At 66.5% G+C, this 25,497-nt stretch carries 25 protein-coding genes and 1 tRNA gene; 22 read left to right on the top strand and 4 right to left on the bottom strand.

Annotated features, from left to right (window positions below; all coding sequences use genetic code 11):
• Positions 1 to 12 precede the first annotated feature (12 nt).
• The 3 genes from WKW82_RS20040 (at position 13) to rapZ (ending at position 3,619) form a co-directional block, all read left to right on the top strand.
• Positions 13 to 909 carry an NAD kinase gene (locus WKW82_RS20040; protein ID WP_340344093.1) on the top strand — a complete coding sequence of 299 codons (897 nt, stop codon included), beginning with the start codon at positions 13 to 15 and terminating at the stop codon, positions 907 to 909.
• A gap of 27 nt (positions 910 to 936) precedes the next feature.
• A complete protein-coding gene (gene recN / locus WKW82_RS20035) occupies positions 937 to 2,601 on the top strand; it encodes a DNA repair protein RecN (protein ID WP_340344092.1) in 1,665 nt (554 codons plus the stop codon).
• Between the two features lie 142 nt (positions 2,602 to 2,743).
• Positions 2,744 to 3,619 carry an RNase adapter RapZ gene (gene rapZ / locus WKW82_RS20030; RefSeq protein ID WP_340344091.1) on the top strand — a complete coding sequence of 292 codons (876 nt, stop codon included), beginning with the start codon at positions 2,744 to 2,746 and terminating at the stop codon, positions 3,617 to 3,619.
• Here rapZ and mutY read toward each other — a convergent pair.
• The 3 genes from mutY to mutM form a co-directional block, all read right to left on the bottom strand.
• Complete coding sequence (gene mutY / locus WKW82_RS20025; protein WP_422823540.1) at positions 3,588 to 4,694, bottom strand: A/G-specific adenine glycosylase; 1,107 nt, start codon at positions 4,692 to 4,694, stop codon at positions 3,588 to 3,590. The genes rapZ and mutY overlap by 32 nt on opposite strands.
• Positions 4,687 to 6,651, bottom strand: a complete 1,965-nt coding sequence (locus WKW82_RS20020; protein WP_340344090.1) for a dynamin family protein — start codon at positions 6,649 to 6,651, stop codon at positions 4,687 to 4,689. The genes mutY and WKW82_RS20020 overlap by 8 nt, the downstream gene beginning before the upstream one ends.
• An 89-nt stretch (positions 6,652 to 6,740) precedes the next feature.
• Positions 6,741 to 7,556: a bifunctional DNA-formamidopyrimidine glycosylase/DNA-(apurinic or apyrimidinic site) lyase gene (gene mutM / locus WKW82_RS20015; RefSeq protein ID WP_340344089.1), complete on the bottom strand. Its 816-nt coding sequence runs from the start codon at positions 7,554 to 7,556 to the stop codon at positions 6,741 to 6,743.
• Positions 7,557 to 7,639: 83 nt separating this feature from the next.
• Between mutM and WKW82_RS20010 the strand changes: the two genes are divergently transcribed.
• The 8 genes from WKW82_RS20010 to WKW82_RS19975 all read left to right on the top strand — a co-directional run bounded on the left by WKW82_RS20010 (position 7,640) and on the right by WKW82_RS19975 (position 14,120).
• On the top strand, positions 7,640 to 9,481 hold the full coding sequence (locus tag WKW82_RS20010; RefSeq protein WP_422823529.1) for a tetratricopeptide repeat protein: 1,842 nt from the start codon (positions 7,640 to 7,642) through the stop codon (positions 9,479 to 9,481).
• 47 nt (positions 9,482 to 9,528) lie between these two features.
• On the top strand, positions 9,529 to 9,978 hold the full coding sequence (locus tag WKW82_RS20005; RefSeq protein WP_340344087.1) for an outer membrane lipoprotein LolB: 450 nt from the start codon (positions 9,529 to 9,531) through the stop codon (positions 9,976 to 9,978).
• The gene (ispE, locus tag WKW82_RS20000; RefSeq protein WP_340344086.1) at positions 9,975 to 10,844 is read left to right on the top strand and encodes a 4-(cytidine 5'-diphospho)-2-C-methyl-D-erythritol kinase; all 870 of its coding nucleotides are present in this window, start codon (positions 9,975 to 9,977) and stop codon (positions 10,842 to 10,844) included. The genes WKW82_RS20005 and ispE overlap by 4 nt, the downstream gene beginning before the upstream one ends.
• Before the next feature lie 43 nt (positions 10,845 to 10,887).
• Positions 10,888 to 10,964: transfer RNA gene (locus WKW82_RS19995), tRNA-Gln, on the top strand.
• 92 nt (positions 10,965 to 11,056) lie between these two features.
• The gene (locus tag WKW82_RS19990) at positions 11,057 to 12,031 is read left to right on the top strand and encodes a ribose-phosphate pyrophosphokinase (RefSeq protein ID WP_340344085.1); all 975 of its coding nucleotides are present in this window, start codon (positions 11,057 to 11,059) and stop codon (positions 12,029 to 12,031) included.
• 204 nt (positions 12,032 to 12,235) lie between these two features.
• On the top strand, positions 12,236 to 12,922 hold the full coding sequence (locus tag WKW82_RS19985; RefSeq protein WP_340344084.1) for a 50S ribosomal protein L25/general stress protein Ctc: 687 nt from the start codon (positions 12,236 to 12,238) through the stop codon (positions 12,920 to 12,922).
• A 78-nt stretch (positions 12,923 to 13,000) separates the two neighbouring features.
• Positions 13,001 to 13,651 carry an aminoacyl-tRNA hydrolase gene (gene pth, locus WKW82_RS19980; protein WP_340344083.1) on the top strand — a complete coding sequence of 217 codons (651 nt, stop codon included), beginning with the start codon at positions 13,001 to 13,003 and terminating at the stop codon, positions 13,649 to 13,651.
• Positions 13,652 to 13,691: 40 nt separating this feature from the next.
• Positions 13,692 to 14,120 (top strand): hypothetical protein, encoded by a 429-nt coding sequence (locus WKW82_RS19975; protein WP_340344082.1) that lies wholly within the window; start codon positions 13,692 to 13,694, stop codon positions 14,118 to 14,120.
• Here WKW82_RS19975 and WKW82_RS19970 read toward each other — a convergent pair.
• Positions 14,092 to 14,376, bottom strand: a complete 285-nt coding sequence (locus tag WKW82_RS19970; protein WP_340344081.1) for a YfhL family 4Fe-4S dicluster ferredoxin — start codon at positions 14,374 to 14,376, stop codon at positions 14,092 to 14,094. The genes WKW82_RS19975 and WKW82_RS19970 overlap by 29 nt on opposite strands.
• A 74-nt stretch (positions 14,377 to 14,450) precedes the next feature.
• Between WKW82_RS19970 and WKW82_RS19965 the strand changes: the two genes are divergently transcribed.
• From WKW82_RS19965 to WKW82_RS19915, 11 genes are all read left to right on the top strand, one after another.
• On the top strand, positions 14,451 to 15,401 hold the full coding sequence (locus WKW82_RS19965) for an ABC transporter permease (protein ID WP_340344080.1): 951 nt from the start codon (positions 14,451 to 14,453) through the stop codon (positions 15,399 to 15,401).
• Entirely contained in the window at positions 15,398 to 16,273 is an 876-nt protein-coding gene (locus WKW82_RS19960; RefSeq protein WP_340344079.1) for an ABC transporter permease, read from the top strand. The genes WKW82_RS19965 and WKW82_RS19960 overlap by 4 nt, the downstream gene beginning before the upstream one ends.
• Position 16,274: 1 nt before the next feature.
• Positions 16,275 to 17,264, top strand: a complete 990-nt coding sequence (locus tag WKW82_RS19955; RefSeq protein WP_340344078.1) for an ABC transporter ATP-binding protein — start codon at positions 16,275 to 16,277, stop codon at positions 17,262 to 17,264.
• Positions 17,261 to 18,073, top strand: a complete 813-nt coding sequence (locus WKW82_RS19950) for an ATP-binding cassette domain-containing protein (protein WP_340344077.1) — start codon at positions 17,261 to 17,263, stop codon at positions 18,071 to 18,073. Before WKW82_RS19955 ends, WKW82_RS19950 begins: the two co-directional genes overlap by 4 nt.
• Before the next feature lie 52 nt (positions 18,074 to 18,125).
• Positions 18,126 to 19,616, top strand: coding sequence for an ABC transporter substrate-binding protein (locus WKW82_RS19945; protein ID WP_340344076.1), 1,491 nt, complete (start codon positions 18,126 to 18,128; stop codon positions 19,614 to 19,616).
• A gap of 148 nt (positions 19,617 to 19,764) precedes the next feature.
• Complete coding sequence (locus WKW82_RS19940; RefSeq protein WP_340344075.1) at positions 19,765 to 21,171, top strand: amidase; 1,407 nt, start codon at positions 19,765 to 19,767, stop codon at positions 21,169 to 21,171.
• Positions 21,164 to 21,601 (top strand): GNAT family N-acetyltransferase, encoded by a 438-nt coding sequence (locus WKW82_RS19935; protein ID WP_340344074.1) that lies wholly within the window; start codon positions 21,164 to 21,166, stop codon positions 21,599 to 21,601. The genes WKW82_RS19940 and WKW82_RS19935 overlap by 8 nt, the downstream gene beginning before the upstream one ends.
• Before the next feature lie 216 nt (positions 21,602 to 21,817).
• Complete coding sequence (locus WKW82_RS19930) at positions 21,818 to 22,171, top strand: hypothetical protein (RefSeq protein ID WP_340344073.1); 354 nt, start codon at positions 21,818 to 21,820, stop codon at positions 22,169 to 22,171.
• A gap of 78 nt (positions 22,172 to 22,249) precedes the next feature.
• Positions 22,250 to 23,722 carry a porin family protein gene (locus WKW82_RS19925; protein ID WP_340344072.1) on the top strand — a complete coding sequence of 491 codons (1,473 nt, stop codon included), beginning with the start codon at positions 22,250 to 22,252 and terminating at the stop codon, positions 23,720 to 23,722.
• 20 nt (positions 23,723 to 23,742) lie between these two features.
• Positions 23,743 to 24,663, top strand: a complete 921-nt coding sequence (locus tag WKW82_RS19920) for a metal ABC transporter substrate-binding protein (RefSeq protein WP_340344071.1) — start codon at positions 23,743 to 23,745, stop codon at positions 24,661 to 24,663.
• Positions 24,660 to 25,436: a metal ABC transporter permease gene (locus tag WKW82_RS19915; RefSeq protein ID WP_340344070.1), complete on the top strand. Its 777-nt coding sequence runs from the start codon at positions 24,660 to 24,662 to the stop codon at positions 25,434 to 25,436. Before WKW82_RS19920 ends, WKW82_RS19915 begins: the two co-directional genes overlap by 4 nt.
• Positions 25,437 to 25,497 lie beyond the last annotated feature (61 nt).

Genomic DNA, 25,497 nt, shown 5'->3' with positions numbered 1-25,497 from the left:
TGTAATTTGGACATGACCCCTCGCTTCCGGCACGTCGCCCTCATTGGCAAATACCAGGCGTCCGGCGCACGCGCGCAGGCCGATGCGGCCGACAGCGTAACGTGCGAGATCGCCACCTTCCTTGAGAGCCAAGGCTGCGAAGTGATCGTCGAGCAGTCGGCCGACGCAGTACCCGGCTCGGGGCGCTACCGTGCCCTCACGCTGGACCAGATCGGCGAGCAATGCGACCTGGGCCTCGTGGTGGGTGGAGACGGCACGATGCTGGGCGTCGGGCGCCAACTGGCCCGCCACGGCCTGCCGCTGATCGGCATCAACCGCGGCCGGCTCGGCTTCATCACCGACATCCCGTTTGACAGCTACCAGGCCACGCTCATCCCGATGCTTGCGGGCGAATTCGAGGAAGACCATCGCAGCCTGATGCATGCCCAGGTGATCCGCAACGAGAAAGTCGTCTTCACCGCGTACGCGATGAACGACGTGGTGCTGAATCGCGGTGCCACCTCTGGCATGGTGGAGTTGAGCGTGTCGGTGGGCCGGCACTTCGTGGCCAACCAGCGCGCGGACGGCTTGATCATCGCGACAGCCACCGGCTCGACCGCCTATGCGCTCTCGGCCGGCGGGCCTCTGCTTCATCCGGCGATCCAGGGTTGGGTGCTGGTACCGATCGCGCCGCACACCTTGTCGAATCGGCCCATCCTGTTGCCCGACGCAGAAGAGGTGACCATCGAACTCGTGGCCGGCCGCGATGCGAGCGCCAATTTCGACATGCAGTCGCTGGCCTCGCTACAGCACGGCGACCGCATCGTGGTGCGCCGCTCCGACTACCGCGTGCGCTTCCTCCATCCCAGGGGCTGGAGCTATTTCGACACGCTGCGCAAGAAACTGCATTGGAACGAAGGTGGATCATGAGCCCCCTCGCATTCCGGGAGACCTGACTTGGCTTTGAGACGCATCGCCCTGCGCGATTTCGTGATCGTGCGTGAACTCGAACTCGACCTGTCGAGCGGGTTCACGGTATTGACCGGTGAAACCGGCGCAGGCAAATCCATCCTCATCGACGCCTTGCAACTGGCGCTGGGCAACCGGGCCGATGCCGGGTCGGTGCGCGAGGGGGCCGAGCGGCTCGATGTGTCTGCGGAATTCGATGCCGACGCGGCGTTGGACGGCTGGCTTGACGAAGGCGGCTTCGAGGCCAGCGATTCGCTGTTGCTTCGTCGCACCGTGGACCTGCAAGGGCGCAGCCGCGGCTGGATCAACGGCAGTCCTGCCACGGCGACGCAACTGCGCGAACTCGGCGACCACCTGCTCGATATTCACGGCCAGCATGCTTGGCAGAGCCTGACGCGGCCTGAGGCGGTGCGCGGCCTGCTCGATGCCTACGCCGGCGTGCGCACGGAGGCGCTGGATGCGAGCTGGCACGCGTGGCGGCAATCGCTGTCGGCACTCGAGACGGCGCGCTCCGCGCAGGATTCGCTGCAGCGCGACCGTGAGCGCCTGCAGTGGCAGGTCGGTGAAGTCATGAAGCTCGCGCCCGGCGCGGACGAGTGGGAACAGTTGTCGGCCAACCATGCGCGTGCATCGAACGCGCAGACGCTGATCGAAGCGGCCGAAGGCGCACGCGAGGCCCTGGACGGCGACGATGGCGGTGCACTGAGCACCCTCACCCGCGCCGCGACCCTGCTGCAAGGCTGCGAACACATCGAGCCCGAATTCAAGGCGATCGGTGAAGTGCTCGCATCGACCGTCGCGCAGGCTTCTGATGCGGTGCATACGCTGCATGGCTACCTGCGCCACGCGGACACCGATCCGCAGACCCTGGCCGAACTCGACGAACGCATGGGCCTCTGGATGTCGCTTGCCAGGCGCTACAAGCGCGGCCCGGCCGACCTGCCCGGCCTGCTCGCGGGCTGGCAGGATGAACTCAAGGCCCTCGACGCGGCCAGCGACCTCGAAGCACTGGAGCGCGTCGAACAGGCCGCGCAACAAGCCTTCATGAAGGAAGCCGGCGCCGTTGGCAAGGTTCGCAAGCAGGCGGCGCCGAAGCTCGCGAAGGCGGTCACGCTCGCCATGCAGGGCCTCGGCATGCAGGGCGGCAGCTTCGAGGTGAAGGTGCAGGCGCTCGCGCAACCCGGCCGCGCGGGACTGGAGGACATCAGCTTCCTCGTCAGCGGCCATCCCGGCAGCACGCCGCGCCCGATTGGCAAGGTGGCGTCAGGCGGCGAGTTGTCCCGCATCGCGCTTGCCATTGCCGTCACGACCAGCGAACTCGGTGCCGCGCAGACCCTGATCTTCGACGAGGTGGACGCGGGTGTCGGCGGTGCGGTCGCCGAAACCGTCGGCCGCCTGATGAACCAGTTGGGCCGCGACCGCCAAGTGCTCGCCGTGACCCACCTGCCGCAGGTTGCCGCGTGTGCCGACCATCACCTGGTCGTCGCCAAGCGCCAGGTCGCCGGCCGCACCGAAAGCGGCGTCACGCCACTCGAGGGACCGGCGCGCGAGAAGGAAGTGGCGCGCATGCTGGGCGGCGAAAAGGTATCTCAGACCTCGCTGGCACATGCGCGCGAGATGCTTGGCAAGACTTCAACGGAAGCACGAGCATGAGCGTCACCCGGCCGCCCAAAGACGCTCGTACCGTAGCGCGCAGCGCGGAGGTTTCCCAAATCCCAGCGCCGAACCGCCCTAAGCAAGCTTGCGCCCCCTCGGTGGGCAGCGAGGACGCGAAGTGCCGAGCGTGGGGGCTGCCATGAGCCTTGATCTGGTACTCATCACCGGCATGTCGGGCTCCGGCAAATCGGTCGCGCTGCATGCGCTGGAAGACGCGGGCTACTACTGCGTCGACAACCTGCCGCCCGAACTCCTGATGCCCTTCATCGCGCTGCAGCACGAGCAGCAGGCCGAGCGCGTGGCGATTGCGATGGATGTGCGAAGCGGCGTGTCCCTGCCGCTGGTGCCGCTGCAGCTTGAAACGCTGCGCCGCGATGGCGTTTCGCTGCGCTCACTCTTCCTCGACTCCACCACCGACGCACTGGTACGCCGCTATTCGGAGACACGGCGACGCCATCCGCTCTCGCGCCAGGAGAGCCGCAATGACGTGCCGGAGACCCAGCGTGTACTGATTCAAGCGATCGAACTCGAACGCGAACTGCTGGCCGAGTTGCGCGACGGCGCCGACGTGATCGACACCAGCATCATCCGCCCGGCGCAACTGCAGAGCTATGTGAAGCTGCTGATCTCGGCGCCCCAAAGCGCGTTGACGCTGGTGTTCGAATCCTTTGCCTTCAAGCGCGGTGTCCCGCTCGACGCGGACTATGTGTTCGACGTGCGCATGCTGCCGAATCCGCACTACGTCCCCGCGCTACGTCCGTTGACCGGCCGCGATGAGCCGGTCATCGACTGGCTGCGCCGGCACGACGACGTGGCGCGCATGTATGGCGACATCGAACAGTTCCTCACCCGCTGGCTCGACGCACTCGCGCGCGACCATCGCAGCTATGTGACGGTGGCCATCGGCTGCACTGGCGGCCAACATCGCTCGGTGTTCCTGGTGGAGCAATTGGCCCGTGGCTTCGGCGCGCGCTGGGCCGCGCTCAAGCGGCATCGGGAGTTGGATGGGATCTAGCCTCCAGCAGCTTGCGCACTGGCGCAGGCAGGCCCAGGCCTTCCCACTCATGCAGCGCAAGCCATTGGCCCTCGCCCGGCATCGCAGCCGTTGAGTCACTTTCCACCTGCACAGGATGCAGATGCAAGTCCTTGTGGGTCAGCACGTGCAGGAAGGGCGCGCCGTCACGCGCAATGGCGCGCAGTGACGGGGACAATGCCTCCAGCAAAGCCGCATGGCTGTCGAAGACCGGCAGGCAGTACAGACCCGCCCATACCCCTCGCGCTGGGCGCTTCTCGAGCCAGCTTCGGCCTGCTTCGTCGTTCGCCTGCAGCAGCCAGAGCGACTGCGAACTGCGCTTGAGCTTGCGCGTCTTGACCGGATAGGCCTCGGGCGCGCCTTCTCGCCTGGCCACGCAGATGTCATTCACCGGGCACAGGAGGCAGTTCGGCTTGCGCGGCGTGCAGACGGTGGCGCCCAGATCCATCAATCCTTGCGTGTAGCTTTCGATCGCGCCGCGCTCCGAGGCGGCTGGCAGCAGTTCCGTCGCCATGCCCCAGAGCGCCCGCTCGCTGGCGCTGGAAGAAAGATCCGCGCCAAAACCCAACACCCGCGTCAGCACGCGCTTCACGTTCCCATCCAGGATTGCGACGCGCTCGCCAAAGCAGAACGCCGCAATGGCCGCCGCCGTCGAGCGACCGATGCCGGGCAGCGACTCCAGGTCTTCCGATCGCCGCGGAAACGCGCCGCCAAAGCGCACCATGACTTCCTGCGCGCAACGATGCATGTTGCGCGCACGGCTGTAGTACCCCAGGCCGCTCCACAACCCGAAGACCTCGTCCTCTCCCGCCGCGGCCAGTTCGGCAACAGTTGGAAAGCGCAAAAGGAACCGGTCGAAGTAGCCAAGCACCGTCGACACCTGCGTCTGCTGCAACATCACTTCCGACAGCCACACGCGGTACGGGTCGCGCGTGTTCTGCCAAGGCAGTTCGCTGCGCCCATGAGTACGTTGCCAGCGAACCACGCTGGCGGCAAACACGGGTGCGATCAGCGTGGATGGCGCCGCGGCCACTGGCGCCGCCACGGGCTCACGCAGCACGAAGCTCGTTGTTCTGCGCGGCAGATGTGCTGGGCGGCTCGTTGCTGGTCAGAAGGGATGTCAACTCACGCAGACGACGCTGCAACTCGACAAGACCGGCTTCCTGCGCGCTCAGTTCGACCAGACGCTCGTCGAGGTTCCCGGCCGCTTGCTGGATCCGGTCGACGGCTTCGATGCGCTTGCCGAAATTGCGGCGGCGTTCCTTCAGCTGCGCATCGAGCTGGGCGCCGGCACCCTTGCTCCAGCGCTCGACTTCGCTCATGGCCGCTTCGTTCACCACGCGCAGTCGACTGGACAGCGCGCGCACCAGCTTGTCGCAGAACTCGGGTTGCGCCAGCTTGAGGATGTTGCCGACGCCGAGATACTGCGTGTGGCTTTGCTCGATCTGGCTCATCTGCTCCTGGAACTCTTTCAGGTTTGGCTCGGCAGGCGCGAGCAGCGTGAAGCCGTGCTCCGCGTTGAGCTGGCGGAAAGTGGCATGCAGCATCTGCTGGATCTCGGCGCTGGTGGCCTGCACTTCCCGCAAGTTGTTGCGCAGCGCGTCGAAGGTTTCTGCGTAAGTCTTGCGAACATTGAACTTGATCCCGGGCTTCTTGAGCGCGGCGGCCAGCTTGCCCATGTCGGACTTGAGCGCCGTGCTGCCCAGCACCGCATACACCTCGCGCAGCAGCTTGCCCTGCACCGAACGCAGCGCCAGGATGCGCGCGTTGCTGCCTTCGAATTCGCTTTGTTCCTGCTCGATGCGCGTGCGCATGTGCCGGATGACGGACACGTTCTTGCCGCGCAAGCCCTGCAGTTCCAGCGCCTGTTCGGACAGGTCGCGCTGTCGCACGTTGAGGATACGGGCGGCTTCGGTACGCAGTGCCGCAATGCCGTTGTCCACGGCGCCACGCAGCATCATTTCGCGCTTGCCCAGCAGTCCCTCGCCCAGCACCGACTCGAGCGCCGGCAGGCGGCTGGCCTGCAGCAGCGGGCCATCGCGGCGAATCTTGGCTTGCAGGCCCTTCTGCGCGGACACCGGCAGCACCTGACGCAGCGGCACGCCGAGCAACTCGGCCGCGCCCTTGCGCTGCCGATCGATCTGGGCATCGATCTGGGCTGGCGTGCTCAGGATGTCCCACATGGTGTCGATCTTGTTGAGCACCACGATGCGCGCCTCGCCGGGATCGCCTTCGGTGATCAGGTGCTCGCGCCAGATCGAGAGGTCGGATCGCGTCACGCCGGTATCGGCGCCCAGGATGAAGACCACGGCGTGCGCCTGCGGGATCAGGCTCACCGTCAGTTCGGGTTCCGCGCCGATGGCGTTCAGACCGGGCGTGTCGAGGATGACCAGGCCCTGCTCCAGCAGCGGATGCGGCATGTTCAGCACCGCATGCCGCCAGCGCGGGATTTCGACGCGGCCATCGGCGTCGGGCACCGGGTTGTCTTCGGGATTCTCGTCGCTCCAGAAGCCCAGGGCGCGCGCTTCGTCCAGCGAGACCCAGTTGACCTCGGCCACCTTGTGCATGGTTTCCGCGAGCTGATCTGCATCGTTCACGTCGATGGGCAATTCAGTCCAGCGCGCGGCTTCGTCGCGCCAATGCGTCAGCGAATGCGGTTCGAGCCGGGTCTCGATGGGCAGCAGGCGCAGGCTCGGCGGCACGCCCGCGTCATAGCCCAGTTCGGTGGGACACATCGTCGTGCGGCCGGCGCTCGCCGGCATGATGCGCCGGCCGTAGCCAGCGAAGAAGATCGCGTTGATCAACTCCGACTTGCCACGCGAGAACTCGGCCACGAACGCCACCATCACCTTGCTGGTGCGCATCTGGGACTCCAGGTCACGCAGGCGCTCAGCCACGGATTGGTCAAGCAGCTCGTTCTCATCGAGCCAGCCGGACAGCCACTTGAGCCGGTGCGCGAAGTTGCGTCGCCAGGTACCGTGCTGGTCGAATTGCTGATTGAAGGAGCGGCTCAAAATAAAATGTAAGATTCAGTTTACAAAATAGTACCACTGGCGGCCTGTCAGATCACTTCGCATTGCGCGCGCCAAATGGGAATTTGCTCTCACTTTTGACATGTGGGACAAAAAAACGTCGAACGTTGGCCCTGTCTGATTTGCCGAATCGTCGCCGAACAGACCCTGCACGGCTCGCCGGCCCGCCCATAGACCGTCGCCTCGAGCTGGAAATAGCCGCTTTGCCCGTCCGTGTTGGTGAAGTCACGAAGCGTACTGCCTCCGCGTGCCACCGCGCGGGCCAAGACGTCCCGCACGGCCGCATGCAGGCACAAGGCGCGCGGCCGGCTGATGCGCAACGCCGGCAGCGTCGGCCGGATGCCTGCCAGGAACAATGCCTCGGACGCATAGATGTTGCCGACGCCCACCACGAGCTCGCCTGCCAGCAGCACCTGCTTGATTGGCGCCTTGTGCTTCTTCAGGCCTGCAAGGAATGCGTCGAAACCAAAGCCGTCACCCAGCGGTTCCACGCCCAGCTTGCCGAGCAGCTTGACGGCCAACGGCGCGTCCTCGCTCTGCGCGTAGACCACCGCACCGAAGCGGCGCGGGTCGTTGAGGCGCAGCGAACCCTGGTGGGTGACCATGTCGAAATGGTCGTGCGGGCCAGGCGGCGGCAGCGCCGTACGGCTGAATCGGAGGCTTCCCGACATCCCCAGGTGGAGCAACAACATCCCCTCGTCCAGGTCGACCAGAAGGTATTTGCCGCGCCGACGCACCGCCTGCACCGTGCGGCCCACCAGCGCCGACGGCTCGACGGCCAGCGCCCAGCGCAGCGGCTTGCCCATGCGCACAGCTTCGATCCGGGCGCCCGCGATGCGCTCGGCAAAGCCCAGACGTGTGACTTCTACTTCAGGGAGCTCGGGCATGGTTGACAATTCACGTCAGATTCCGCTGGAACCTCAAGTCCCTTGCGGCGGTCACACAAAAGCCTTGGATTATCATGGTTGCAATGACCCCTCCGCCCCGCCGACTCCGCCTTGCGGCGGCCGCTTGCCTTGTCTTGCTCGCCCTCGCAGCGCACGCACAGCAGACCGATCCACCTCCCGATTCGCCCAGGAATCCCGCTGCGCCGATGAGCCCGGCGCCCATCGTCGAACCACCCAGTGCGCCTGTTGCGGCCAACCCGCCGAAGGACGAGGGCGCGCCGGACGCAAGGCCTTCCGCACTCACCGGCGAATTGTTCTTCGACGTGCTCGTCGGCGAGATGAGCGCCCGCTCGGGTTCGCCCGCAGAAGGAGCGGCGCTCATGCTCGAAGCCGCGCGCCGCACGCGCGATCCGAAGCTTTACCAACGGGCCGTGGAATTCGCATGGCAAACACGCTCCGGCGATGCCACGCTGGCCGCTGTGCGTGCCTGGAAGCAGGCCTACCCCGATTCGCGTGAGGCGCGTCTGCTCGAGTTGCGGATCCTGATCGAGATGAACCGGCTGTCTGCCACCGTCGAACCGCTGCGCGCCGAACTCGCAGCCGCCCCGGTCGTCGAGCATCCCTTCCTGCTGACGCTGATAGCGCGGACCTTCGCCCGCGCTGCCGACAAGAAGGTCGCAGCGCAGGTGGTGGAAAGCGCGCTGGTCGACGAAATCAAGAAGCCGTCAACAGCCGGCTTGGCATGGGCCACGATCGGCCGCATGCGCCTGCTGGCCGGGGACGCCTCCGGCGCGATGGACGCCGCGCTCAAAGGCCAGGCCGCTGATCCCAAATCCGACGGCCCCGCCATGCTGGCGCTTGACCTCATCGAGCCAGGCCAGCCCCTGGCCGAGCCGATCGTCACGCGCTACCTTGCGACGCCGAATGCACAGCCCGAGATCCGCATGGCCTACGCGCGCGTGCTGGTCGAAGGCCGCCGCTTCGAGGAGGCCGCCGCCCAACTCACCAAGCTGACAACCGAGCGACCCGATCTGCCCGAACCCTGGGTGCTGCTCGGCTCGCTGCAAGCCCAAGCCCGGCAGGACACCGCCGCGGAAGCCTCGCTCAAGCGCTATGTCGACCTCGCGAATGGCCAGGCCGATGCCGACGACCGCAAGCGCGGCCTGACCCAGGCCTACCTGCTGCTGGCCCAGTTGTCCGAGCGGCGCAAGAACTACGCCGCCGCCGAGGACTGGCTCGCCAAGATCGACAGCAGCGAAGACCTGGTCGGGGCGCAGGCACGCCGGGCGTCCTTGCTGGCCCGCCAGGGCAAGCTGCAACAGGCGCGCGAACTGGTGCGCTCGCTGCCCGAGACCTCCCCCGACGACAAGAAGCAGAAGTTCCTGGCCGAGGTGCAACTGTTGCGCGACGCCAAGCAATACCAGCAGGCCTACGACATGCTCGCCAAGGCCAGCGCGGCGGCGCCGGACGACGGCGACCTGCTCTATGACCAGGCCATGCTGGCTGAAAAGCTCAACCGCATGGACGACATGGAGCGCCTTCTGCGCCGCCTCATCGAACTCAAGCCGGACAACCAGAATGCCTACAACGCACTCGGCTACTCCTTCGCCGATCGCAAGGTCCGACTGCACGAGGCCCGCGAACTGATCAGGAAGGCCGTCCAGTTGGCGCCGGACGATCCGTTTATCGCCGACAGCCTCGGTTGGGTGGAATACCGGCTGGGCAACATGGATGAGGCCTCGCGCATCCTGGAAGCCGCGTACAAGAAGCGCCCGGATGCCGAAATCGGCGCCCACCTGGGTGAAGTGCTGTGGGCCATCGGCAATCGCGATCGCGCTGTGGCGATCTGGAAGGAAGCCTCGCTGGCAGATGCCGACAACGAGACCTTGCAGGAAACGCTCAAGCGCCTGCGCGTCAAGTTGTGAGGCGTCGGGCGGCATTGCTGGCAGGCGCGGCTGCTGCTGCGCTTTTCATGGCGGGGTGCACCACGCCGCAGGGCACGGGAGGCCGGAATAGGCAGGCCAATGACGCGTGGAACGGCCGGCTGGCGCTTCGCGTCGAAGGGGATGAGAAGCAAAGTTTCTCGGCCCTGTTCGACCTGCGTGGCTCGCCAAGCGCCGGCGAACTCGCGCTGACGACACCCATCGGCAACACCTTGGCCGTGTTGCAGTGGTCGCCCGGCGAAGCACTGCTGAAGAACGGTAACCAGACGCGGCGCTATGACTCCGTCGATGCCTTGATCGAAGCCGCCACGGGCTCGGCGATCCCGGTCAATGCGCTGTTCGGCTGGCTGGCGGGCCGCGATGAACCGGTGCCGGGATGGAAGGCCGACCTGTCTCAATATGGCAACGGCCGTCTGCAGGCATTGCGCTATTCGCCACAACCCGCCGCCGATCTGCGCATCGTTTTCGAGCGCCAATGAAGGCCCTGTACGACCTGCCGGCGCCGGCCAAGCTCAATCTTTTCCTGCACATCACCGGGCGCCGTGACGACGGCTATCACCTGCTGCAGTCGGTCTTCATGCTGATCGACTGGTGCGACACGCTGCACATCGAGCGGCGCAACGACGGCCAGTTGTCGCGCGAAGACCTCACGACGCCGCTGCCGGCGGATGACCTGGTTCTGCGCGCGGCCCGCGCCCTGCAGGCGTTTGCGAGGCCTGGCCAGGGCGCGCACATCGGCGTCGCCAAGCGGGTACCGGCCCAGGCGGGCATGGGCGGCGGCTCGTCGGATGCGGCCACCTGCCTGCTGGCGCTGAATCGCCTTTGGGGGCTTGATTTGCCGCTCGGCAAGCTTGAACAGATCGGGTTGGCGCTCGGCGCAGACGTGCCCTTCTTTTTGCGCGGACGCAACGCCTGGGTCGAAGGCATCGGCGAGAAAATCACCCCGATCGACCTGGCGCCGGGGCGCTTCTGCGTGGTCAAGCCACCCGAAGGAATCGATACGCGCGGAATTTTTGCTGCACCAGACCTTGAGCGGGAAACTCCTAGTGCTATAATCGCAGGCTTCGCTGCAAAGCATGGGGCAAACGAGAACGACAAGTTCGAATTTGGCCACAACGACTTGCAGCCGGTTGCCCAAAGGCTTTGCCCCGCGGTCACCCAGGCCATCGAATGGCTCGGGTCGCAGGGTTTGAAAGGCAGGATGACCGGCTCAGGGAGTGCCGTGTTCGCAGCGATGCCGCAGGAAACGCATCTGGCAGTAGCCCCCGAGGGCTGGTCGGTACGACAATGCGGCAACATGGCTGTTCATCCCCTGGCCGGGTGGGCATCCAGCGACATTTCATAGGTAGGCGGCCTGTCTCCAAAAGAGACGAGCCTTCGACCCGTGTAGGGGAGTCGCCAAGCTGGTTAAGGCACTGGATTTTGATTCCAGCATGCGAAGGTTCGAATCCTTCTTCCCCTGCCAAACACAACTCCCTGCAGCCGGCGGGCTGCGGGGACTTCAAGTCTCCACGTAGCCCTCTTCGGAGGGCTTTTTCGAATTGCCGGAACGTTCTCATGCAGGCTCACCATCCTGACTTCATGGTTTTCACCGGCAACGCCAATCCGGGCCTTGCAGCAGAAATCGCTCACCACCTCGGTACCACCGTCGGCGCCGCCCGCGTGGGGCGCTTCTCCGACGGCGAAGTCACGGTAGAAATCAACCAGAACGTCCGGGCGCGCGATGTCTTCGTGGTGCAGTCGACCTGCGCGCCGACCAACGAGAGCCTGATGGAATTGCTGATCATGGTCGACGCGCTCAAGCGCGCCTCGGCCGAGCGGATCAGCGCCGTCATCCCGTACTTCGGCTATGCCCGCCAGGATCGCCGCCCGCGTTCGAGCCGGGTGCCGATCTCGGCCAAGGTGGTGGCCAACCTGCTGGAAACCGTGGGCGTGGCCCGCGTGCTGACCATGGACCTGCACGCCGACCAGATCCAGGGCTTCTTCGACATCCCGGTCGACAACATCTATGCGTCGCCAGTGCTGCTGGGCGACCTGCGGCTGAAGAATTACGAAGACCTGATCGTGGTGTCGCCGGACGTCGGCGGCGTGGTTCGTGCCCGTGCGCTGGCAAAGCAATTGAACTGCGACCTGGCCATCATCGACAAGCGCCGTCCGCGCGCCAACGTGAGCGAGGTCATGCATGTGATCGGCGAGATCGAAGGCCGCAACTGCGTGATCATGGACGACATGATCGACACGGCCGGCACGCTGGTGAAGGCGGCCGAAGTGCTCAAGGAGCGCGGCGCCAAGAAGGTCTACGCCTATTGCACGCACCCGATCTTTTCGGGTCCCGCCATCGAGCGGATCACGCAGGGCTCTGCGCTGGACGAAGTGGTCGTGACCAACACGATCCCCCTGTCCGACGGCGCATTGACCAGCGGAAAAATTCGCCAACTGTCCGTGGCACCGCTGATCGCCGAGACGATCCAGCGCATTGCCAAGGGCGAGTCGGTCATGAGTTTGTTCTCGGATCAGGACAACCTGTTCTGAAAAAGGAGAGCAGATTTCGTAGCGAGCGCGCCGAGTTCGGGTCGAGGAGCGGAGCCGTACACCCGTACGGGGAGCACCGCAGGCCCGAGATCGGTGGGCGCAGTAGAAAGATGCTCACCCCTTGAGCAAAAAGCGGGCTTCCTTCGGGCAGCCCTTTTCAACCGGAGTCGCACTGGTCGCGGTGGACTCTCACAGGAGTTAGTTATGAAATTTGTCGCTTTTGAGCGCGCCAAGCAGGGCACGGGTGCGAGCCGCCGTCTCCGCATCTCGGGCAAGACGCCCGGTATCGTCTACGGTGGTGGCACCGAGCCCCAGCTGATCGAGGTCGACCACAACGCACTGTGGCACGCCCTGAAGAAGGAAGCGTTCCACGCCTCCATCCTCGAAATGGAACTGGGCGGCAACGTCAGCAAGGTCCTGCTGCGCGACGTGCAGTACCACCCGTTCCGCCAGCTGGTCCAGCACATCGACTTCCAACGCGTCGATGCCAAGACGCGCATGACCATGCGCGTGCCGCTTCACTTCAAGGGTGAAGAAGAGTCCGACGCCGTCAAGCTCGAGCACAACCTGGTCAACCACGTGATGACCGAACTCGAAGTGAACTGCCTGCCCGCAGAACTGCCGGAATTCATCGAAGTGGACCTGTCGGGCCTGAAGAACAACGGCACCATCACGCTGAAGGACATCAAGCTGCCGCGCGGCGTGAAGTGGGTCAGCCACGGCAAGGTGAACGCAGTGCTGGCTTCGGCCACCGCTCCGGCCGCCGAGGAAGAAGAAGTCAAGGCCGAAGGCGCCGAGGCCGCTGCAGCCGCACCGGCTGGCAAGGGCGGCAAGCCCGCTGCCAAGACTCCGGCTGCGAAGACGCCCGCTGCCAAGACCGCCAAGAAGTAATCCACTTCCTGCTGTCTGCAGATCGACGGCCCGCCTTGTGCGGGCCGTTTTCAATTTGGCGACGGGATAATCGAAACCATGATCAAGTTGTTCGTCGGCCTCGGCAATCCGGGCCCGGAATATGAAGCGACGCGGCACAACGCGGGCTTCTGGTGGGTGGAGGCGCTGGCGCGGGACTGGAAGCTGTCGCTGGTGCCTGAGCGCAGCTACCACGGGCTGGTAGCGCGGGCCAACGTCAATGGGCAGAGCGTCTGGCTACTGGAGCCGCAGACCTTCATGAACCTGTCCGGCAAGTCGGTCGGCGCGCTGGCGCGCTTCTTCAAGATCCAGCCCGACGAGATCCTGGTGGTGCATGACGAACTCGACGTGACGCCCGGGCAGGCCAAGCTCAAGTTCGGCGGCAGCCATGCGGGCCACAACGGGTTGCGCGACATCCATGCGCAACTGGGCACGGGTGACTATTGGCGGCTACGGCTGGGCATCGGGCATCCGGGCGTCAAGAGCGAAGTGATCCACTGGGTGCTGAAGAAGCCGCTGAAAGAGCAGCGCGAGGCGATCGAGGATGCCATCGCGCGCACGCTGCACGCGGTGCCCGCCTTGGTGGCGGGCGAGATGGACAAGGCCACGATGCAGATCCACACCAGCAAGCCGCCTCGGCCCAAGCCCCCGCGGCGCGATCCCGAAGAGGGTGGTGGAAACGCTGGCGGCACGGCGCCCGCAGCGAGTTAGCATCGGCGCAACAAGACAACGGACAGGGAGACATTACAAGATGGCACAGCCACTTTTTAGATCCATCGCGATCGTTTCGCTGGCGCTCTGCGCCTCACTCGCAAACCTTGCCGCGACGCCGCCACACGGCGTCTGGCGCTGCGGCTCGACCTACACCGACCAGCCCTGCAAGGACGGCCAGCCGGTGAACGTCGAGGACAGCCGCAGCGAAGCCGACCGACGCGCTGCCGACAGCGCCACGCGCCGCAACCAGGCCGACGCCGAACGGATGGAGCGCACCCGGCTGCGCCATGACAAGGAGGCCCTCGACCGCGACCGCAAGGCGGCTGCCGAAGCGCGCCGATTCGCGCTGGCGGAGCGCCGTGCTGCAGCGGCCGAGCGCGTGCAGCAGGCACGCATCCGCAAGCTTGAACGCGAGCCGCGGAAATCGACGATGAAATTCAAGGGGCCCGAGACACGGACGCTGTGACGGCTGCCTTCGCAGCCGTGAGCCGCTGGAACTTCTCGAACAAGGTTTCCCGCGTCTCGACATGCGCGGGATTCACCGGGATGCAGGCCACCGGGCAGATCTGCACGCATTGCGGCTCATCGAAATGGCCGACGCATTCGGTGCACTTGTGCGGATCGATCTCGTAGATCTCGACGCCCATGTAGATCGCGTCGTTCGGGCACTCGGGCTCGCACACGTCGCAATTGATGCATTCGTCAGTGATCATCAAGGCCATGTCGCGATTATCCGTCGCGGGCAAAAGCCCCTGGAACAGTCATTGCATCCTCGGGTTATGCTGCGCCCCGCCCCATGAGCCTGTTTCTCTTCAAGCGCGTCCTGACCCTGATCGCCACGCTGATCGGGGCTTCGATCATTGTCTTTGGGGTGCTGGAGATCCTGCCGGGCAATGCCGCCCAGTTGCTCATGGGTCCGGATGCGGCGCCGGAAGCCGTTGCCGCGCTGGCGCACAAGCTGGGCATCGACCAGCCCGCCTGGGTGCGCTACTGGCACTGGATCGGCGGGATGCTGCGGGGCGACCTCGGCGACAGCTATGCCTACAGCTCGCCGGTGCTGGAACTGATCCTGGAGCGACTCACACTGACCGTGCCTCTGGCGCTGATGGCGATGGTTTTCACCACCGTGCTGGCCCTGCTGGTGGGCGTCACGGCGGCGGCGCGGCACAACAAGCTGGGCGACGTCGGGCTCATGGGGCTGACGCAGGTGGGCATCGCGATTCCGAATTTCTGGTTCGCGATCCTGCTGATCCTGGTGTTCGCGAAGTCGCTGCAATGGTTTTCCGCCGGCGGCTTCGATGGATGGGACGACGGCCTGCTGCCTGGCCTCAAAGCGTTGTTGCTGCCTGCCATCTCGCTCGGGGTGGTGCAGGCCGCGATCCTTGCGCGCATCACGCGCTCGTCGGTGCTCGAGGTGATGCGCGAGGACTTCGTGCGGACAGCGCGGGCCAAGGGCGTGTCGCAACGCGCCGTGCTCTGGGGGCATGTGCTGCGCAACGCGATGATTCCGGTCGTGACGGTGATGGGGCTGCAGTTCTCGGAGTTGCTGGCCGGCACCATCGTGATCGAGAACGTGTTCTACCTGCCCGGGCTGGGCCGCCTGATCTTCCAGGCCATCAGCAACCGCGACCTGATCGTGGTGCGCAATTGCGTGATGCTGCTCGCGGCCATCGTCGTCATCGTGAACTTCGTGGTCGACGTGCTGTATGCGGTGATTGATCCGCGGATCAAGGCCTCCGATATATGAACACGGTTGTCGTTCCTAGCGCGGCGGCGCTCACCGTGCCGGGGTTCTGGCGCCGCGCACTGCACCATCGCAGCTTTGCGATCGGCGCCGTGCTGAGCCTGATGCTGCTGCTTGCCGCGGGCATCTCCTTCGTCTGGACGCCATGGTCGCCCTACGAGATGGACATCGCGAACAAGCTGCAGGATCCCTCCGCCGCGCATTGGCTGGGCACCGATGCCTATGGGCGCGACGTGGCCTCGCTGCTGCTGGTGGGCGCGCGGGCGTCGATCCTTGTCGGCGTGATCGCGGTGAGCATCGGGCTGGTCGTCGGTACCGCCTTGGGCCTGCTCGCGGCGGCGCGGCGCGGCTGGGTCGAAGAAGCGATCATGCGGCTGACCGACTTCTCGCTGGCCTTCCCGGCGATCCTGTCGGCCATCATGCTGACGGCGGTGTTCGGCGCCGGCATCGTGAACGCGATCATCGCCATCGGCATCTACAACATCCCGACCTTCGCGCGCATCACGCGCGCCTCGGCCAATGCGATCTGGTCGCGCGAGTACGTGTCCGCGGCGCGCGCCTGCGGCAAGGGCAGCTTCGCGATCACGATGCAGCACGTGCTGCCCAACATCTCGGCGGTACTGATCGTGCAGATCACGATTCGCTTCGCCATCGCGATCCTGGCCGAAGCCGCCCTCTCCTACCTCGGCCTGGGCACGCAGCCGCCGCAACCCTCGTGGGGTCGCATGCTGACCGAGGCGCAGACCCTGATGTACCAGGCGCCGCTGCTCGCCGTCTGGCCCGGCATGGCGATCGTGCTGGCGGTGCTGGGCCTGAACCTGCTGGGCGACGGCTTGCGCGACCTGCTCGATCCTCGGCTGGCGAGGGCACGCTGACATGCCCCTGCTCGAAGTCGACAACCTCCACATCGGCCTGCAGACACAGCGCGGTCCCGCCGAGGCCGTGCGCGGCATCGGCTTCACGCTGGAACGCGGCGAGACGATGGGCATCGTGGGCGAGTCGGGCTGCGGCAAGTCGATCACGGTGCAGTCCCTGATGGGGTTGCTGCCGTCGAACGCCAAGGTCACGGGCAGCATCCGCTTCGAAGGAAAGGAACTGGTGGGCCTGGACGAACGCGCGATGTGCGATATCCGCGGCGATCGCATCGGCATGATCTTCCAGGAGCCGATGACGGCGCTGAATCCGGTGCACACGATCGTGCGACAGGTCGGCGAGCCGCTGCGCCTGCATCGCGGGTTGTCGTCCGCCGATGCGCGCAAGGAGGTGCTGGCGCTGCTGGAGCGCGTGGGCATTCCGGACGCGGCATCGCGGCTGGACGCCTATCCGCACCAGTTCTCGGGCGGGCAGCGGCAACGCATCGGCATCGCGATGGCGCTGGCCTGCGGGCCGGACCTGTTGATTGCCGACGAGCCGACGACCGCCCTGGACGTGACCATCCAGAAGCAGATCCTCGATCTCATCAAGGGGCTGGTGGCGGAGCGCGGGATGGCCTTGATCCTGATCTCGCACGACCTCGGCGTGATCGCGCAAAGCGTGTCGAAGATGCTGGTGATGTACGGCGGCAGCATCGTCGAAAGCGGGCCGACGGCGACCGTGTTCGCCGAGCGCGCGCATCCCTACACCCAGGGCCTGTTCGCGGCGCGGCCGGCGCTGGGTGCGCCGCGTGGGGCGCGACTGGCAACGATCCCGGGCAGCGTGCCCGAACTGGTCGATCTGCCGGTGGGATGCCCCTTCGCGGGTCGTTGCAGCTTCACGGTCGATGCCTGCCACACGACACGGCCACCGGCGATGCAGATGCGGCACGCGCATGAAGTGCGCTGCATTCGGCTCGACGACGTGATCGCGGCCACGGCGGTGCAGGCATGACGGCAGAAACGCCGCTGCTGGAGGTTACCGACCTGGTGCGTCACTACGACCTGCCGCGCGAGAAGCTCTTCGGCCCACCACCGACTGTCAAGGCGCTCAACGGCGTGAGCTTCAGCGTGCAACCCGGGCGCAGCATGGGCATCGTGGGTGAATCCGGCTCGGGCAAGTCGACCATCGCGCGGCTGGTGATGGCGCTGGACCGACCCACATCCGGCCGCGTCAGGCTGGAAGGGCGCGACCTGCATGCGCTGCCGCGCCAGGAACTGCGCGCGGCGCGGCGCGATGTGCAGATGGTGTTCCAGGACCCCTACGGCTCGCTCGACCCTCGCCAGACCGTCGCGCGCATCGTGGCCGAGCCGCTCGAAGCCCTGGCCGAGACCAGCCGCGCCGAGCAACGCCAGCGCGCCAGCGAGTCGCTCGCGGCGGTCGGCCTGCGCACCAGCGACCTCGACAAGTACCCCCATGAGTTCTCCGGCGGCCAGCGCCAGCGCATCGCCATCGCCCGCGCGCTGATCACGCGGCCCAAGCTCATCGTGGCCGACGAGCCGGTGAGCGCGCTCGACGTGTCGGTGCAGGCCCAGGTGCTGAACCTGATGCAGGACCTGCAGCAGCAGTTCGGCATCAGCTACCTGCTCATCAGCCACGACCTCGCAGTGGTCAACCACCTGTGCGACGAGGTCTGCGTGCTGCACCGCGGCCTGGTGGTGGAACGCGGTACTCCGCAGCACCTGTTCGCCCATGCCGAACACCCCTACACGCAGGCCCTGCTTGCCGCGGTGCCGCGCGCCGAGCCGCCGATCGTGAGTTGATGTAACGTATTCTTTCCTTGCAATCTTTCTTCTTCTCCTGGAGTTGCCGACCATGCTGAATCGCCGCACCGTTCTCACGTCCACCGCCATGGCCGCGCTGGCCACTGCAGCGCCGCAGCTTGCGCTGGCGCAGGGCCGAAAGGACTCGATGGTCATCGGCATGGCGCTGGAACCGACGGGCCTGGACCCGACCGCTGCTGCCGCGACCGCGATCGCCGAAGTGGTGCAGTTCAACATCCTGGAGACGCTGACCCGGATCAATCCCGATGGCAAGGTCACGCCGCTGCTGGCCGAGAGCTGGGAGATCTCGCCCGACCTGAAGACCTACACCTTCAAGCTGCGCCGCGGCGTCAAGTTCCAGAACGGCGAGCCCTTCAATGCGCAGATGGTCAAGTTCTCCTTTGACCGCGCGGGTGGCGATAAGAGCACCAACAAGGACAAACGCGTCTTCGCCAACCTGAGCACGCAGGTGGTGGACGACAACACCGTGGTGCTGATCAACAAGGAAATCGACCCCGACCTGCCCTTCGTGCTGGGTCAGGCCACGGCCGTGATCGTCGAGCCCAAGAGCGCCGACACCAACGCCACCAAGCCCGTCGGCACCGGCCCCTACAGGCTCGAGAGCTGGGCCAAAGGTTCGTCGCTGGTGTTGACGAAGTGGGACGGCTTTCGCAACCCGGCCGATGCCAAGCTCAAGAAGGTCACCTTCCGCTTCATTTCCGACTCGGCTGCGCAGGCCGCGGCGCTGCTGGCGGGCGACGTCGACGCCTTCCCGCGCATCGGTTCTCGCACCGTCGCGCAGTTCAAGGCCAACCCGCAGTTCCAGGTGATCCTCGCCCCAGGCCTGGCCAAGACCATCCTCACCATGAACAACAAGCGCAAGCCGCTCGACGACGTGCGCGTACGCCGCGCGATCTCGGCCGCCGTCGATCGCAAGGCCTTCATCGAAGGTTCCGTGGACGGCTTGGGCGTGCCCATCGGCAGCCATTACGTGTCCGGCCTGCCCGGTTTCATCGACACCACGGCCATCAACCCCTTCGATCCGGAGAAGGCGAAGAAGCTGCTGGCGGAGGCTGGCGTGAAGACGCCGCTCGAACTCACGATGACGCTGCCCCCCACGCCCTATGCACGCCAGGGTGGCGAGGTGATCGTGGCGCAACTGGCCAAGATCGGCATCACGGTGAAGGTGCAGAACGTCGAGTGGGCGCAATGGCTGGGCAACACCTACGGCGGCGCGCACGACTTCGACCTGAGCATCATTTCGCATGCCGAGCCGCTCGACCTCGGCAACTACGCCAAGGCGGACTACTACTGGGGCTATGAATCGAAGGCGTTCAACACGCTGTACGACAAGATCAAGAGCACCGGCAATGTCGCCGAGCGCAACAAGCTGCTGGGCGATGCACAGAAGATGATTGCGACGGACGCGGTCAATGGATTCCTGTTCCAGCCGCTGTGGCCGACCGCGGCCAAGAAGGGCGTGAAGGGTCTCTGGAAGGAGATGCCGATCTTCGCCAACGACCTGGCGGCGCTGAGCTGGTAGGACCTGACTCGCCGGGGCGATACCGGCTTGTTGCTCGCCCCCGGGGCTCTGGCTCCGCGCAATCCGTGAGCTCCCTCAACTCCCATCACCAGCGACCCGGCAATGCCGGCACCGCGGTGTCCCACGACAACACCCTGATCGCTGCTGAATGAACAACGCATTGCATGCCGCTTCGGCGGTTGAATTGGTGGCGGCGTATCGCGACGGCAAGCTGTCACCCGTCGAAGTCACGCAGGACGTGCTGGCACAGGTCGCGCGCTGGGAGCCGCACTTGCAGGCCACTTACCTGCTGCGCCCCGAAGCTGCGTTGGAACAAGCGCGGGCCTCCGAAGCGCGCTGGCGCAGCAGCGCGCCGCTCGGCCCACTCGATGGCGTGCCGGTCACGATCAAGGAAAACATCGCGACGCGTGGCGATCCGCTGCCCGCGGGCACCGCCGCCGTGGACCTGAAGCCGGCCGCGCTCGATGCCCCTCCGGCCGCGCGCCTGCGCGAAACCGGCGCGGTGATCTTCAGCAAGACCACCATGCCCGACTACGGCATGTTGTCCTCGGGCTTGTCGAGCTTCCACACGTTGGCGCGCAATCCTTGGGACCTGACGCGCACACCGGGCGGCTCCAGCGCGGGCGCGGGTGCGGCGGCCGCGGCCGGTTATGGGCCGCTGCATGTCGGCACCGACATCGGCGGATCGCTGCGATTGCCGGCCGGTTGGTGCGGCATATTCACGCTCAAGCCGACCCTGGGGCGCATCCCGATCGATCCGCCCTACATGGGCCGTGCGGCCGGCCCGATGACGCGCACCGTCGGCGACAGCGCGCTGATGATGCAGGTGCTGTCGCGCCCCGACGCGCGCGACAGCATGAACCTGCCGCCGAACGACATCGACTGGGCTGCTTTCGACGTCGGCGCCGACCACCTGAAGGGCCTGCGCATCGGCTTGCTGCTCGACGCGGGCTGTGGCTTGCCGGTCGATCCGGAGATTCACGCGGCGGTGGAGCATGCCGCCCGCCTGTTCGAAGCGGCCGGCGCCATCGTGGAGCCGATGCGGCCCTTCATGACGCAGGCGATGCTCGACGGCATGGACCACCTCTGGCGCATGCGCTCGAACGTCGACATGAAGGCGCTGCGGCCGGACCAGCGCGCCAGGGTGCTGCCCTACATCCGCGTTTGGGCCGAGAGTTCGGCCGGCTTCAGCGGCGAGCATGTGTTCCGCGCCTTCAGCCAGTTCCACACCACGCGGGTGGCCGCGGTCGCGGCTTGCGCGAAGTTCGACTACGTGATCTCGCCCGTGGCCCCCAACATGCCGGCCGCCGCCGAAGACCCGTCGCCCACCAACGACCCGTTGCGTCCGCTGGAACACATCGGCTTCACCGTGCCCTTCAACATGTCGGAGCAGCCCGCGGCGTCGATCAACTGCGGCTACAGCGCGGCCGTCCTGCCGATCGGCCTGCAGATCGCGGGACAGCGCTTCGACGACCTGGGCGTGCTGCGCGTCGCACGGGCCTTCGAGCAGATCCGCGAAGCACAACGCCCCTGGCCGGAACCGCCCGGTGCCTGAGCACGCGTCCGAACCGAGCATCCTGGAAGCCACGGAGGAAGAGGTCCGATCGGGCTATGTCGGCCGCCAGTTGCGCGAGTTCAACTACGGCTTCGTCGGCGAGTATCCGGAGCAGCGGTCGATTCGCCTGAACGCCAAGGACGGCGGCGGCAAGGTGGTGGGCGGCGTGCGTGCCTATGTATTCCTGTACTGGCTGCAGATCGACGTGTTGTGGGTCGCGGAGGGCGCGCGGGGCCAGGGCTTGGGCACGCGGCTCCTGTCTCAGGCCGAGGCCCGCGCCATGGAACTGGGCGCGCGCAACGTCAAGCTGGAAACCTTCGAATGGCAGGCGCGCGACTTCTACCTGAAGCAGGGCTATGAGGAGTTCGCGCGGATCGACCATTACGCGAGCGATTACTACCTGGCTTTCATGAAGAAGACCTTGCGTTGACGCCTGCGGTGGGCGCCGGACCACCTCACCGCCAGCCGCCTTGCACTTCTCGATACCCTGCACCAGGAAGCACCGGAGCCGCTCGCCCCCTTTTGCTGCCACAGGCCATCCCGCTACGCGAGTCGTGCAGTCGATTTGTACGCGATTTCGTTGCGCGACCTTGCTGTCCCTGGCATGGCGGCGCAAGATCCACCGGCTAAGATTCGCCTCTCGCCCATGCCTGCCGCCCCGTTCCTCCGCTCGCGCCCGCCGCGCCACCTTGCGTGGCTGCTGTGGCTCGTGCTGTTGCTGCCGGTCGCGCAGGTGGCCGCGACCTCGCACCTGCTGTCCCACGCAGGCGAGGCGATCACGGCGGCGGTCGACCACAAGGCCGCGAATCATGCGCTGCATTGCGACCTCTGCGTCACGGCCGGCGCCATTGCCGGTGGCGCCCTGGCCGCCGACCTGCCCACCCTGGCCCCGCCACCGGCGGCTCCCTCCGAAGCGCCTCGGCTGGCCTTCGACAACCTGCGTGACAACATCCCCACGCTGGCCTACCAAGGCCGCGCTCCCCCTGCCTCCCTGCGTTGACTTTTTCTCCAAGTAGCGCCCAAAACCGCCTGAATTGCGGCCGGGTGCTTTCGACGTAATTGCCGGGAGCGTTTTTTCATGCCCAAGTTCTTGCCGGCGAGCCTCGCGCTCGCCATGTCCCTTCCGATCGGCGCAATGGCCGACACCACCTCCGACGTGCGCGCGCTGCAAAAAGAAATGAAGGCGATGCGCGCCGACTACGAAGCCCGGCTGAAAGCGCTGGAGCAGCGCGTCAAGTCGGCCGAAGCCGCCGCGTCGGCGCCGACCACGGCGACCGCCAGTGCGACCGCGCCGCCCGCTGCCGCCAGCGCAACCGCTGCGGTAGCCGGCCCGACCGGCGCCGGCACCTGGTCACCGACGACCACGGTGGCCCAACCTGCTCCTCAAGCCGCGCCAGCCGCTCCCGTCGCGGTCGCATCAGGCGGCGGCGCCAGTTCCTTCAACCCCGCGATGTCGCTGATCCTGTCGGGCGGCTACACCCGCACGTCGCGCGACCCGGCGGACTACCGCATCACCGGCTTCCCCTTGCCGCCCGACTCGGAGATCGGTCCCGGCACGCGCGGGTTCAACCTGGGCGAAACCGAGCTCGGTTTCTCTGCCAGCATCGACCCGTGGTTCCGCGGCGCCGCGAACATCGCAGTGGCGTCCGACAACTCGGTGTCGATCGAGGAAGCCTTCGTCGAGACGACCGCGCTGGGCAAGGGCTTCACGCTCAAGGGCGGACGCTTCTTCTCGGGCGTGGGCTACCTGAACCCGCAGCATGCCCACACCTGGGACTTCGCCGACGCGCCGCTGGCCTACCAGGCCATGCTCGGCACGCAGTACGGCGACGACGGGGTGCAACTGAAGTGGATCGCGCCCATCGACCAGTACCTCGAACTCGGCGCCGAACTGGGCCGCGGCCGCACCTTCCCGGGCAGCGACAAGAACGCCAACGGCGCCGGCATGTACGCGCTCTACGCCCACACCGGCGGCGACATCGGCGCGAGCAACTCCTGGCGCGCCGGCATCTCGATGCTCCATGCAAAGGCCAGCGACCAGACCCTGGCGGGCTTCGATGCCACGGACATGCCGTTTGCCAACCAGTTCACCGGCAACTCCCGCGTATGGGTGCTCGACGGCGTCTGGAAGTGGGCGCCGAACGGCAACGCGACGCGCACCAACTTCAAGCTGCAGGGCGAGTACTTGCGCAGCGAGCGCGATGGCAGCATGGTCGCGACATTCGACGGCTCCGCGCTGCCGAGTCCCTACAGCGTGACGCAGTCCGGCTGGTACCTGCAAGGCGTCTACCAGTTCCTGCCCAACTGGCGCATCGGCCTGCGCACCGAACGGCTGGACCCGGGCACGCCGTCCTTTGGCCTCGATGGCGGCCTGGCGACCACGGGCTATCGGCCGAAGAAGAATTCCATCATGCTGGACTACCGGCCCAGCGAGTTCTCCCGCATCCGCCTGCAGTTTGCGCAGGACCGCTCGCGCGAGGGCAAGTCCGACAACCAGATCTCGGTGCAATACCAGATGAGCCTGGGCGCGCACGGCGCGCACGGCTATTGAGGCACCCCTTGGAGAACATCATGAAACTGAATCGTTCGATCCTCCTGGCGACGCTGGCAGCGCCGCTGCTCCTGCTCGCCGCGCCCGCCAGCGCGGCCGTGCGCGTGCTCGCGTGCGAGCCCGAATGGGGCGCGCTCGCGCAGGAACTCGGCGGCAGCAACGTGGACGTGTCGGTGGCGACCAATGCCTTGCAGGACCCGCACCAGATCCAGGCCAAGCCGAGCCTGATCGCTCGCGCACGCAGCGCCGACCTGATCGTCTGCACCGGCGCCGAACTGGAAGTAGGCTGGCTGCCCATCCTGCTGCAGCAATCCGGCAATCCGAAGATCCAGCCAGGGCAACCCGGCAACTTCGCGGCCGCCGACTTCGTGCGCAAGCTCGAAGTGCCGACCTCGGTCGACCGCTCGCAAGGCGACGTGCATGCGGCCGGCAACCCGCACATCCAGACTGACCCGCGCAACATCGCGGCGGTGGCGACGGCACTCGGTGCGCGGTTGCAGCAGGTGGACGCGGCGCATGCCGCCGACTATGCAAAGGCGACCGCTGACTTCTCGCAGCGCTGGCAGAAGGCGATGGCGGGCTGGTCGGCCAAGGCCGCGCCGCTCAAGGGCGTGTCGGTGGTGTCGCAGCACAGCGCCTTCGCGTATCTCTACGACTGGCTCGGCCTGAAGCAGGTGGCGGTGCTGGAGCCGAAGCCCGGCGTGGAGCCGACCGCCTCGCACCTGCAGGGTGTCCAGGCCGCCATCAAGGACGCGCCGGTGCGCATGGTCATCTATGGCGCCTACCAGGACTCGCGCCCGTCGGACTGGCTCAGCAAGAACGCCGGCATCCCCGCGGTGAAGCTGCCCTTCACGGTGGGCGGCACCGATGGCGCCAAGGACCTGTTCGGACTCTTTGACGACACGGTGGCGCGCCTGCTCGCCGCCGGGGCCAAGCCTTGAACTGGAGCGCGCTGGACTGGGGCATCCTGGGGCCCGCGCTGGTCGCGGGGCTGCTGGTGCTGGCGACGCACGTGCCGCTCGGCGTGCAGGTGCTGGACCGGGGCATCGTCTTCATCGACTTGGCCATCGCGCAGATTGCAGGGCTCGGCGTGATCGCGGCCGACGCGCTGGGTCTGCCTGAAGGCGGCATCGCGGTGCAGGCCGCCGCAGTGAGCGCCGCGCTGCTCGGCGCCTGGCTGCTGACCTGGACCGAGCGCCGCGCGCCGAAGCAGCAGGAGGCACTGATCGGCGTCATGTTCATCCTCGCCGCCTGCGCGGGCATCGTGCTGCTGGCGAGCAATCCGCATGGCGGGGAGCATCTGAAGGACTTGCTCGTGGGGCAGATCCTGTGGGTCAACACGACGCAGCTGATGTGGCTGGCCGGCGTGTCGGCGGTGCTGCTGGCGGCGCTGCGCCTGGGCTGGGTGGCGCGGCTCGGGCGCTTCGGGTTCTATGGGGTGTTTGCGCTGGCTGTGACCGCATCGGTGCAACTGGTGGGGGTGTACCTCGTGTTCTCCAGCCTGATCATCCCGGCGCTCGGGACACTGGGGCACGCGGGCACCAAACGCTTCGTGCTGGCCTACGGCATCGGCGCGGCGGGCTACGGCCTGGGGTTGGCGCTGTCGGCCTTGCTCGACCTTCCGTCCGGCGCAGTGATTGTCTGGACCCTCGCGGCTTGCGGGCTGGTGGGGTCGATGGTGTTCAAGCCCGGTCGATTGCAGGCCGGCAACTGAGCGAGCCCCGGCCCTGCGCGCCGGGCAGCCCGCCAAAGGCCGCGGACGGATGCCCATCGGC

Source organism: Variovorax rhizosphaerae (assembly GCF_037889975.1).
Taxonomy (GTDB): Bacteria; Pseudomonadota; Gammaproteobacteria; order Burkholderiales; family Burkholderiaceae_C; genus Variovorax; species Variovorax rhizosphaerae.
Note: the sequence above shows the minus strand (reverse complement) of the source record. Positions and strands in the feature narration are given on the sequence as shown.